The following is a 629-nucleotide window of genomic DNA, read 5'->3' as shown; positions in this document are numbered from 1 at the left end:
TACATTTTGAAATTATAACAAGAGATTGTCATCCCCAATCCATCATCATCGACTGTAGATTTAACAAGCCTATTGCCATGATCACCTGTATCTTCAGAAATAAAAACAACTGTAATTCTTGCTTCATTATCAAAATTAAAAACCAATTTTCCATTAGGATTCATAGTCAGAGAACTAGAATATACCAGCACTTTTCCATCAACTTCAGCTTCAATTTTCATATTATCTCATCTTATAAACAATAATAACCAACACAGAAAAAACCAAAACAATAAACCCAGGCATTACAACAACCCGATGAAGTTTATGTAAAAACATTGACTTAATTAGACCATGCATAACATGCTTTAAAAGCAGAAATAAGATCACAAGAAGTATAATTATTATCAATGTTAAAAAAACCACCGAATAATTCACTTATCCCCCCACTCTCCTTTGCCTCATCAATAAAAAACAGAACAATTATACATCAAAACAAACAGTTACATCCCCTTCACTCCAATACTTTTAACATAATCCCTTAATTGTACGCACCACTGAAACGCGCTGAACGCGATTCTGACGCAGACACCGCAAAAAGAGATGTTTTACCCCGGAAAAACAGGAAGGATGCGTCAGGATCGTTTTCA

The 629-nt window shown here is 34.0% G+C and carries 1 protein-coding gene; it reads right to left on the bottom strand.

What is annotated here, in order from left to right:
- A partial coding sequence (locus GWI56_RS21595) for a hypothetical protein (RefSeq protein ID WP_198574025.1) occupies positions 1-221 on the bottom strand: 221 nt, incomplete at its 3' end.
- Positions 222-629: the final 408 nt, after the last annotated feature.

It is taken from the genome of Shewanella sp. DW31 (assembly GCF_015767295.1).
Lineage (GTDB): Bacteria > Pseudomonadota > Gammaproteobacteria > Enterobacterales > Shewanellaceae > Shewanella > Shewanella oncorhynchi.
This window is presented reverse-complemented; position numbering and strand designations above follow the sequence as displayed.